The following is a 10,208-nucleotide window of genomic DNA, read 5'->3' as shown; positions in this document are numbered from 1 at the left end:
CAAACTCCTGTATCTGATCCGAAGATATCTTCGGACTATTAAGTTACTCTAAAAATATGAGATATGAGCAGAAAGCAGATATAAGTACCGATTTTTAGGCCTGAAAAAGGGCCATCGCCCAGATTGATTTAATCTAATGCGACAGCCCCTTTTTCATGCTTTGATTTCGTAGATACGTTTAATTTGCTTTCTTTCTTAGTCGTTAATTATTGTTATGTTTTCCGACATCCTCAATAAGACCGGTAACCAGGTTCTGCAGTTCGTTTGCATTCTTGCTGGTTATAACTGGTTTACCTGTTCTTTTTTCAACAGCAGCTCTGGCTTCTCCAGCTGCTGCACCACCTTCGTTTGCCACAATGCGGTTATCTTCAAAAGTCTCCGGTTTCTTCTCCTTTGAGATTTCTGCTGTAGTTGCCTCTGCAAGCATATTAAGCACCAGCTCCAATGTGGACATATTATCCTTGAGATTCTCTTTCTTCAGGCCTTTGAGGTTCTTATACTGCCTTGTTGTCATTCCAGACCATGCCTTTGTAATTTCGTCTGTTAGAATAGCATACTCAACGCCCTTTTTGACTCCTCGCTTGTCCCACTCATCAGTAAGCTCTTTTCGCACCTGAATTGCCTGCAGACGTTGATTGATCCATTCTCTTGAATAGCCTTTCTTGGCATACGTTTCAAGAGCACGCTCTATTGTCAACTCCGGATCGATTACTTCCTCAATTCGCTCCCTGCCAACCTGTGCCAGCCACAGTTTAAATGGCTCGGCTTTTTTTGATGGGATGGACTGGATAATACGGAGCAGCTGTTCTGTACTGGCTACATCTGTTAATCTCTTTTTGCCATCCTGGGCAGTCATTTTCAAACCGTGACAATTTGTCACGGTTTGATTTCCTTCCTCTTTTAGTCTTTGCTTAAGCTTTCTCCAATAAGCAGTTGCATCGGCGCTTTCTGTCAAAGCCCCTACCACATCCACAACCGAAAAATACCATTCTTCCTCATCCTCAACCCACGCTGTCCTAATCGGCTGATTTTCAAATAACTGTATTTTATCATTCCCCATTTTTCTTATTCCTCATTACTTGACATTTTGTTCAAATGAAACGCATTATATCATCTGGCATGTCAATTTTACCATCATGTTTAATTATATAATCCTCTCCTTCAAAATAGTATTCTGTTTTGGGTAACGGTTCATACCATACCCCCTTACATATCAGCATTACAATATGTCTTTGAATATACCGCCAAAAGCATTGCTCATGTCCATCCGCACCCTATGCTTTCCATTAGTATTTCGATAGACTTTAAACCCCATTCCTTTTATCACATCCAATAATTCCATGTACTTTTCAGAATCAGTCCAATACAATGTGTTCAGTCTGTTCTCCATATCTTTTATATTCGGTGCCATCATTTGATTCCTCCTCATCCGCTCCAGCAAAGCCTTCATCCCCTCCAATGTCAGAGAATTTGCTTTTGTATCTAAATTTATTCTTCAGTATACCATTGGTATGTGTTGATGGTATCATATTCCAATGGTATAATCAACAGATAACAACGAAATCAAATACTGTTTTCAAAGGAGTTTTCAGAAAGTATGAGTATTTCACTGAATATAAACAGATTAAAAGAGTGCAGAGAAAAACTTGGGATCAGCAAGATGGAAGCAGCCAAAAGAATGCAGCTCTCTCAACCTGCTTATCTGAGGTACGAATCAGGCGCTAGAACACCTTCTATACAAACTTTAGAAGTAATTGCTCAGGTTTTGGATACTTCCAAAGAATACCTGATGAACCTTACCGATGATTCCAGCCCCATATCCTATACCATATCAAGAGCATCAGATCCGGAACTATTCGAAATCATCAAATTATGTCAAAATCCGGAAACTGAAACGAGAAAACGGTTAATTGCATACGCAAACAAAATAGCAGGCATAAGCTAAAAGAACAGACCTTGGAAAGGAGCCTCGTTAGTCCTTTTCAAGGTCTGTTACTTATGTTCTATTTAATTCTTTTAGGATAAAACAGTTTAACTCTTGGAGGATAATCTGCTTTGCCCTATGACACATATGTCACTCAAGTTCATTTACACTTAATTTCAATACCATGATTTATAGCATCATTTAACATCTCTTCAAATGCATGGCACATAATAACCCTCATCAAAACTGCACTTACAACAGTAATAGCGCTTCCGGCCTCCCTTCAAACTCTTCTTTCAAAGAATCTAGCACTGATTCTCTTGATTCTAAAAACAACTCCGTTGAAGGATCTGTCAATGCTGCATATACTGTGGTCTCCATCAGTAACTCCACAGCCTCATCTCTGGAACATTTTTTAATTTCCATGATCTTTTCCACTAAATAGGCTGACGTTTCCCTAATGATCCTGTTTTGTTCTGAACTTGTTATCATCCAACCACCTGCCTTTTCAACTTGTCAAACGACAGTGTCTTAACTGCTTTTTCGGTTCTGAAGAAGTATTGCTTCGGTAAGTTTTCAGGCTTTAACTCTGAAATAACTTTCTCACATATTTCTTCCGAAAAATCATTTTGAACCAGTTCGTCATAATACTGATTGATAATAGCAGTTGTTTCTGCATCAGCTGTAGGGCCTATCACTATATCATATTCATGCGTGCTGGTTTTGCAGTTTCTATTTGCAATAATAAACCTTAACCACTCGCTATCCGCTTTAGTAAATGATTTTACCAACAGCCCCTCAACTTGTTCATCAAAGATAAGGTTGTATCTATACGCTATGATAGGGTTTATTTTAATATTCTGCGTTTTTATAAGGTACTCTCTTCTCTTTTCAGCTATATTCTTATTTCTAATCGCTATTCTTTCCGCATGCGTTGGCACTGCTGTCGCATAAAATCCTTTGCCAAAATCTTTATATCCTCGACCCGCATTTACATCGATTTCATCAAACAAAGATATTGTCCCATGATATAGATTCTTCAATCGATGCGACCTCCCTGCATTTCAATATACTCTTTTAAATCCTCAATTATCCCCTGATTACCCGTAGAATTATAACTCTCATAACATGTATCAATATAACTTAGAACATTATATTTTCTGAACAACTTTGAAAGCTCAGAATATGAATACTTCCATGCTTCTGCCAGCATAGGTATCAGAACTAACTGCATATTTAAGACTTCTTTTTCCCTAGTATTCATTAAGTCTTCCTCCATCAGGCATGCCCTCACTCAGCTACATCAGTTGTAATCAACTGCTCAATCCGAGCCTTATATTCCATCAATCTAAAAAGATACTCCGGCATCTTACGTTTACCCGCTTCCCAATCGACCATAGTTCTGTATGGGATGGCATAGTATTCGCAGAACTCTTTACGGTTCATTCCCATCTCATCTCTAAGGTTTCTTACTTCATTCGCAATATCCATACAATATCACCTCATTCTTGTGACACTATGATATCATATTTTATGCATTGCATCAATGTGTACTCAGCTATAATTACATGATATGCTTCTCTACATTGATCATACTTGTATTTGCCACCTGCTTTACAACATCAAATACTGAGCCCATCATGCCCATAATGCCTCCGGACTCTCCACCATTCTCACCAGGTTTGAGTGATCACACCATAGCAACGTTCTTAGCTACAGTATGAACAGCACTTTCCTGTTCATCTGTGCAGGAGACTTTTGCGCAGTTCTTAATCTGAAGCCTGTCACAGATAAGCTGTGGTTCTACATCCTTATCTATGAAAAGCAGAGCGCAGTTTACTACTCTCACGCCCTTTTCATTAGCCATAAGAAGTGATCTGTCAACTATTGCCTTAGAAGCATTTTAGAAGCGATAACCAAAAAAAGGCCTGAAACCGTGTTTTTTCGTAAGCGCAAAATAATCCGGCGGATTGCACTATCCCGCAATGCATGTTAACAGGTACAAGGGCTTTTGCCCATAAAATATACCCCAGCCTCATAGAGACTGGAGCACCTTGACAATTCACATATGATAAAGATTACATTGCATCGAAGATTGCTTTCTGATGTTGACGCTGAAGCTCATCCAGAGCTTCTTTACATTCGGGATTCAATGGACAAAGCTTCTCAAGTTCTTCATCACAAGTCAGAGATGTTGGACATTTCATGAGAAGATATTTTAGGTAGTAGTAAACATCAACACCATTAGCCTTTGCTGCCTCAACAATGGAATAAGTAAGAGCACTTGCCTCTGCGCCATCAACCGAGTCTGAGAGCAGCCAGTTCTTTCGGCCTGTAACAAAGGCCTTGGGGGGTGGCTTTCCCTCATTACTAAATCAAAGTAAAAATCTTCCTCTTTCACCTACTATTTGGAACGAGTCAGAACTGATTACTTAAATTTTCTCTATCTTTTTCAAAAGCTATGTGGCATATGATTTTCGAAAATCCGAAAATGTTTGTAGATAGTTGTATATGTGAAAATTACTCGAATGAGTGATTGATGCCGGTCATGATATCCGGCGTAAGATTCTTAAAAAAAGTGAATACAAAATAATTGCAACCATTTTGCAACCACAAAAAATGGGAACCCACTGTTTAAGCGGATTCTCACATTTTATCGTCTATTCCAGCTCAAGGATTTCATCCTTGTCTCTGGTTGCTTGTCATTGCAAAATCGTTAATTTTCGGAAATTTCTCCCCCTGTCTTATTTGTCATATTCGTGAGTTTCAAGTGAAAAGGTATTAAAATTCTAAACACCTGATACCTGATAATTCTTTTCGTCTCCATCAAGTAAGCCTATTCATTATACCAAATAACACACTATTATTCTATTTCCTTAAATTTTATACTGTCAGATTTAATAATTCTATTTCATGTCAATCAGATCTTATATGATTTCTCACAAACTTAAAGTTGCTTCTTTAATCTACATTTACAACTTTTTCATCGTTCAAGCCAATCCTTTTTTCTGGTTCAAACACTTTATTTTTTTCCATCCAATAAATCTTTATTTTAACCATAATAATACACATGGCTGACACTCCAATAACTGGAAGGAACGATAAAAAACCTATTTCCAACTGTTCCAAAAACGTTATTCCTAAAAATTCCCACGCCGATGTCTCTCCATTTTCTAATGCATGCATTACTGCTTCATCCGTATAATAATATAGTTTATAATCGCTAGCCGCCGGTAAGCCTTTCAAAGCCATACTAATAAGATATGTACCAATTGTAAATAAAGTAGCAGCTATTCCAGATACTATTTCATTTACAAATAAAGCCACCTTGCTATTAGATATTAATGATAAAAAAACCCATACAAATAAATATAATCCAACAAAAAGAAGCGTTAATATAGGATATTTGATTTGTCCTTGTATCGTACACGCTAAAATGGCTGAAAAAAACAAATTATAAATAACACATATTTTTAACCATCTTCTCACGGAATGCTTCCAGCCAATAATATTTTCAATATTCGCCATTACCATTCCCAATATAAATACAAGTTCTCCTATTACTACCTGTTTACCTACAATCAGTACACATCCGCCAATAATACTCAATATATAAACCCAAGATAATTTTATTCTTTTCTTTGAATACCATTTTTCAAACCTTTCTATAAACTCTTGTATTGAAATAATAGTATTAAAAAAGCAATCCACGTATCTCATATTTCACTTTCCTTTCTGAAAAGAAGCTGTTTTCTACCTCTATCACTCAATATCATCTCTAATATCCGTTTCAATCAGCCCTGCAACGAGTTCTTGTAGTTGCGCTGCATTTTTATACTTAATAACAGAGTTGCCAGTACGCTTTTCCACGGCCTTCCTCGCTTCTCCCGCTGCTTCGCCACCTTCAACTGCAACTATTCGGTTTTCTTCAAATGTTTCCGGTTGCTTTTTCTTTGATATTTCTGTAGTAGTAGCTTCAGCCAACATATTAAGAACAAGTTCGAGCGTTGACATATTATCACGAGGATTTTCTTTAACCCCTTAAAGTTCTTATACTCTCTTGTAGTCATGCCGGACCAAGCTTTTGATATTTCGTCTGTAAGAATTGCAAACTCTGCACCTTTCTTTACACCTCGGCTTTCCCATTCATCTGTAAGTTCTTTCCCTACTTGAATAGCTTGTAAACGTTGATTAACCCATTCTCGGGAGTATCCTTTTTTAACATATGTTTCCAGAGCACGTTCTATAGTCAATTCCGGATCTATTACTTCTTCAATTCGCTCCCGCCCCAACTCTGCAAGCCAAAGTTTAAATGGTTCTGCTTTTTTTGACGGAATCGATTGGATTATGCGAAGCAACTGCTCAGCATTTGCAACATCGGTATTATATTTTTTCAGTCTTTTGGAGACCTCATTTTCAGTTGGTTACAATTTGTAACCAACTGATTCCCTTCTTCTCTAAGCCTGCTTTTCAAGACTTTCCAATAATTTCTAGCACTATCAAAATCCGACTGTTCTGTCAATGCTCCAACTACATCCACAATAGAAAAATACCATTCCTCATCTTCCTCTATCCACGCTGTCCTTATTGGTTGATTTTCAAACAAATTAACTTTATCATTTGCCATCTTTATTTCCTCCAGCTTATAATATTGTCCATTTCTATTATTTCAATGCTTCAATATACCCCAACAATCTTTCTTTTTGCGATTTCCTAAGACTTTCCATTTCAATCAAAAGATCATACTCCTTTGTGCCTTTTGTAACCACTCGATAATCCAACTCCTCTACAGATTGAACCGTGTCCTGCAACAATTCGTATGGTGTTATATTTAATACTTTACATATAATCATTATCTTATCCGCAGACGGGTTCGTTTTCTTACGTTTCCAATCACTAATGGTACTTTTCGCAATACCGGTGGCTTTTGAAAAATCATTTTGGGTAATCTCACGTTCTTCTATCAATTTAAAAATACGTTCACTAATTGTCATTTTCCATCCTCCTAATCACCCTCCGTATTAGCATATATAATACGTATATGCGAATTATATCCTTATAAAATAGTACTGTCAATAGAATTATTCGTTGTCATCACTTCTCTCCGCATCCAATCTCTCTGCCATATTCTCCTGCACACCCGGAAACATATGAGCATAGTAATATGTAACCGGTTCACTTTTATGTCCCACTCTTTTTGCTATTTCAAAGGCGCTGTATCCCATATGAATTAATAGTGAAACATGACTATGTCTTAAATCATGTAGGCGTATATCTTTTACTCCGGATATCTCAATTCCCTTTTTGAATTCCTTGTATAGTCTTTGTCTTGCATACGGAAATATCCTTTCTCCCTTGCTTTCTTGATCTACATATTTTTTCAATTGTTCGCTTAACGACACTGGCACAGTAACAGTTCTTATCCCGTTAATTGTTTTAGGTTTTGTAATAACCTCTGCTCCATTTATTATCTGGAAAGATTTTGTAATCGATATCGTATGATTTACAAAATCAAAATCTGATTCATTCAGTACTAACACCTCTACTGTTCGAAGACCACACCAATAAAGTATTTCCAAAGCATAATAGTATTTATTATTTTCCTTCATGCACTCAATAAATTTTAAATACTCTTCCTTTGTCCAATAGTTCACTTCATTCGCTCGAACGATTCCAATAGATCCTGCCTTTTTAACAGGATTGCTACTTAAATCATAATGTCGTACCGCATGATTAAATATTGCGCTCAATTGAGATTGTATCGTCTTTAGATAAGTTCCGGAAAGTTCATTTCCTTTTGTATTATGCATTTTAAACAACTCGTTTTGCCATTTCAAAACATCCAAAGGCTTGATGCTGCTCATCGGCATGTCTTTGAAATAAGGAAGAATTTTATATTTAACCACATTCTCCTTTGTCCGCCAGGTACTTTCCTTAATTCTAGGCCTTATGTCACTTTCATAATTCTTATGGAACTCGCCAAAAGATTTTGACATATCTTTTTTACAATGTTCCTTATACAATTTCTCCCATGCTAATGCATCTTCTTCGGTTTTGAATCCACGCTTCATTTTCTTTTTTGAATTATTTTCAAAATCCCTATAAGAAAATTTGCATCACATTCTGTGTTTTTTGATTAAAATATGCTGCCATAATTTATTTCTCCTTTGTAAAAATATGCATCAAAAAACAAATATAACAGAAATGAAATTACTCGTTTCGTAACCTGCAAACCACTTGGAACAATTCATCATTTTCGTATCACTAAAATTCAAAAAGCCCGCAAACCCTATAAATACTAGGATTTGCGGGCTGTAAAGCCTTTTATCAGTTCTACTCCATCTCTATAGATTCTCTGCTTTTCTTAAACATATCTATTTAGTTTTGGCGTAAAATGAGGCAACTTTTTATCTCATTTCCACATTTTATTCTGACTATCTGATTTTTTGTTGCCAAAGTGTTGCCAAAAGATGTATTTATTATAGTATTCAAGACAGTCGTCTCTTCTCTAAACAGAAGGCCATATCTGAATGCTGCTATTGATTGTGTCTTTATTCTCCTTTATTTTAAAAACATTGTGGTCTAAGTCCAGATATATAGCAAGTCCTAATTAAAGAATCAAACTTAACATCTATTTGATTGCCTAAGTCTTTATAAATACATTTATCTCCAACTAAATCATTGTCTTGGGGAAGCATCCTTTTTTGTCTATAAACAAGAAGCTATTCTATTGTCAGAATCTTACTCTTTAAATTTCTCGCTTAACTTAATTAGTGCATCCGCTGCTTGTGGATTTCTTAATAATTCCGGCAACAGTATTTTAAGCATTTGATTCTCTATACTATCATTTGCCTGTGTCATCCCGCTATACGTTTCAATGACAGCCTTAATATTCTCTTGATCTTTTTTCTTAATTTCTTCACTAAGGCAATCAATTTTATACAAAATTTCATTCATCGCAGAGACAATCCTACCACTTCCATCCACATTATCTATATCTTCCTCATCGCCCATATCATTTTCATACACAAAACCAGATATTGCCTTTTCTAATCTTTTTCTGGTTTCCGCCACAACATCTAAATCAGTCAAATCATATTCAAATGTCCTAATTGCCGCTATATCAAACGGAATTCTTTCGCCTTTACGTTTTAAATGAATTATTGGTTTACCTTTAGCCGCACGATACCCGATTTCAAAAAAAACATTGGGGTTATGTCCTGTCAAATCAGCAATAACCAATTCATTTTTATCTAAGCAATCAAGAATACCTTGTGTTATAGAATCTGGTGTATTCTCATGATCAATTCTCACTGCCTTAAAACCGCATTGTTCACAAACAGGCTTAATAATGTGATTAAATAACTGATCTGCATTTTTACGTATATCACTATTCTCTTCACCTATAGGTGATACAACAAAGCATTTCCTTTGATTGCTCTCGTTTTTTTCTGCCATTATGTAAACTCCCCTTTCTGTTTTATCTATCAGTCCATTCTTTTGCAGGCTATTAAGTGCACCCGCAAACTGTCCCTCTGAGTATTCTCCAATTTTCCTATCGACTAAATACTCTTTCATTTCTTGTACAGAATGCATACTGTGATCGGCCAACAATACCAGTATCTCTTGTTTTATAAGTCCACTTTTTGTCATCTGTTTTTCTCCTTTTCTTGTTATTATACGTTTTTCTTGTTAATACGCAACACTTTCTTGTGTTATTTCTTGTTTCTTGTTGTTTTTATGCTCTATTATATACTGATCATACGAAATTTCAGCTTAATTATTCAATTAAATCCACTTTACTTACTGATTTCTTCTCTCTTCTTGTCGCAACCAATGGTCTACAATATCACTATCCCCCATGCAGCAAGGAAGCTTATACCCAACATTGATAATTACATTCATATCCAGAGCTTTATCAGATGTAATGGCAACAAATATCTGTATAATACGAATCAGAACCACCGGCTTAGCCGGTGGTTTGTTCTGGCCCTATAAGGGCCTGTTGCCGGCACTGAGTCTAAAGACTCGCCGAATGGTTCGCCAGCCGCAACATCATTTTCCTACAGAGCCCCCTGGGCTCATTTTTATTTGTTTTGCTTTACCGGCTCACCCGTGAACGGGTCAATATACTCTTTTAGTGTCATTTGGTCGTACTCTAAATCCTCTTTTAACTGATTCTTTATGTACTCCTCTATTTTCTTTGCATTTTTACCTACAGTGTCTACGTAATAGCCTCTGCACCAGAAATGTCTATTGCCGTACTTGTACTTTAAGTTCGCAT

Annotated in this window: 14 protein-coding genes and 2 pseudogenes; 1 reads left to right on the top strand and 15 read right to left on the bottom strand. The window is 36.5% G+C overall.

Annotation, left to right across the window (positions count from 1 at the left end):
- Window positions 1–202: 202 nt before the first annotated feature.
- Together BM146_RS18285 and BM146_RS18280 are read right to left on the bottom strand one after the other, a co-directional pair.
- On the bottom strand, window positions 203–1,060 hold the full coding sequence (locus tag BM146_RS18285) for a BRO-N domain-containing protein (protein WP_074892044.1): 858 nt from the start codon (window positions 1,058–1,060) through the stop codon (window positions 203–205).
- Between the two features lie 159 nt (window positions 1,061–1,219).
- On the bottom strand, window positions 1,220–1,414 hold the full coding sequence (locus BM146_RS18280) for a hypothetical protein (protein WP_074892042.1): 195 nt from the start codon (window positions 1,412–1,414) through the stop codon (window positions 1,220–1,222).
- 183 nt (window positions 1,415–1,597) lie between these two features.
- Between BM146_RS18280 and BM146_RS18275 the strand changes: the two genes are divergently transcribed.
- Complete coding sequence (locus tag BM146_RS18275; protein ID WP_026662860.1) at window positions 1,598–1,945, top strand: helix-turn-helix domain-containing protein; 348 nt, start codon at window positions 1,598–1,600, stop codon at window positions 1,943–1,945.
- A gap of 231 nt (window positions 1,946–2,176) precedes the next feature.
- On the opposite strand, the gene BM146_RS18270 is transcribed toward BM146_RS18275, so the two are convergent.
- The 13 genes and pseudogenes from BM146_RS18270 to BM146_RS18220 all read right to left on the bottom strand — a co-directional run.
- Window positions 2,177–2,416 carry a hypothetical protein gene (locus BM146_RS18270; RefSeq protein ID WP_074892040.1) on the bottom strand — a complete coding sequence of 80 codons (240 nt, stop codon included), beginning with the start codon at window positions 2,414–2,416 and terminating at the stop codon, window positions 2,177–2,179.
- A complete protein-coding gene (locus tag BM146_RS18265) occupies window positions 2,413–2,967 on the bottom strand; it encodes a DUF3990 domain-containing protein (RefSeq protein WP_074892038.1) in 555 nt (184 codons plus the stop codon). The genes BM146_RS18270 and BM146_RS18265 overlap by 4 nt, the downstream gene beginning before the upstream one ends.
- On the bottom strand, window positions 2,964–3,188 hold the full coding sequence (locus BM146_RS18260) for a DUF3791 domain-containing protein (RefSeq protein ID WP_074892036.1): 225 nt from the start codon (window positions 3,186–3,188) through the stop codon (window positions 2,964–2,966). Before BM146_RS18260 ends, BM146_RS18265 begins: the two co-directional genes overlap by 4 nt.
- Window positions 3,189–3,214: 26 nt before the next feature.
- Complete coding sequence (locus BM146_RS18255) at window positions 3,215–3,415, bottom strand: helix-turn-helix domain-containing protein (RefSeq protein ID WP_074892034.1); 201 nt, start codon at window positions 3,413–3,415, stop codon at window positions 3,215–3,217.
- Window positions 3,416–3,614: 199 nt separating this feature from the next.
- Window positions 3,615–3,791, bottom strand: a complete 177-nt coding sequence (locus tag BM146_RS19735) for a hypothetical protein (RefSeq protein ID WP_177201745.1) — start codon at window positions 3,789–3,791, stop codon at window positions 3,615–3,617.
- A gap of 211 nt (window positions 3,792–4,002) precedes the next feature.
- Window positions 4,003–4,191, bottom strand: coding sequence for a transposase domain-containing protein (locus tag BM146_RS20245; RefSeq protein WP_278308533.1), 189 nt, complete (start codon window positions 4,189–4,191; stop codon window positions 4,003–4,005).
- A gap of 694 nt (window positions 4,192–4,885) precedes the next feature.
- Entirely contained in the window at window positions 4,886–5,644 is a 759-nt protein-coding gene (locus tag BM146_RS18245) for a hypothetical protein (protein WP_074892032.1), read from the bottom strand.
- 42 nt (window positions 5,645–5,686) lie between these two features.
- Window positions 5,687–6,551: pseudogene (locus BM146_RS20465) on the bottom strand (BRO family protein).
- A 37-nt stretch (window positions 6,552–6,588) separates the two neighbouring features.
- Window positions 6,589–6,918, bottom strand: a complete 330-nt coding sequence (locus BM146_RS18235; protein WP_074892030.1) for a helix-turn-helix domain-containing protein — start codon at window positions 6,916–6,918, stop codon at window positions 6,589–6,591.
- A gap of 87 nt (window positions 6,919–7,005) precedes the next feature.
- Window positions 7,006–7,734, bottom strand: a complete 729-nt coding sequence (locus BM146_RS18230; RefSeq protein WP_278308532.1) for a site-specific integrase — start codon at window positions 7,732–7,734, stop codon at window positions 7,006–7,008.
- Window positions 7,735–7,752: 18 nt separating this feature from the next.
- A pseudogene (locus BM146_RS20240) lies at window positions 7,753–8,019 on the bottom strand (N-terminal phage integrase SAM-like domain-containing protein); the annotation flags it as partial.
- Window positions 8,020–8,665: 646 nt separating this feature from the next.
- Window positions 8,666–9,577, bottom strand: coding sequence for a hypothetical protein (locus BM146_RS18225; protein ID WP_083413651.1), 912 nt, complete (start codon window positions 9,575–9,577; stop codon window positions 8,666–8,668).
- A 434-nt stretch (window positions 9,578–10,011) separates the two neighbouring features.
- On the bottom strand, window positions 10,012–10,208 hold a 197-nt coding region (locus tag BM146_RS18220), incomplete at its 5' end, for a transposase (RefSeq protein WP_177201744.1).

It is taken from the genome of Butyrivibrio proteoclasticus (assembly GCF_900115735.1).
In the GTDB taxonomy this organism is placed as follows: Bacteria; Bacillota; Clostridia; order Lachnospirales; family Lachnospiraceae; genus Butyrivibrio; species Butyrivibrio proteoclasticus_B.
The sequence above is the reverse complement of the archived record's forward strand: the minus strand, read 5'-3'. Positions and strand labels throughout refer to the sequence as shown.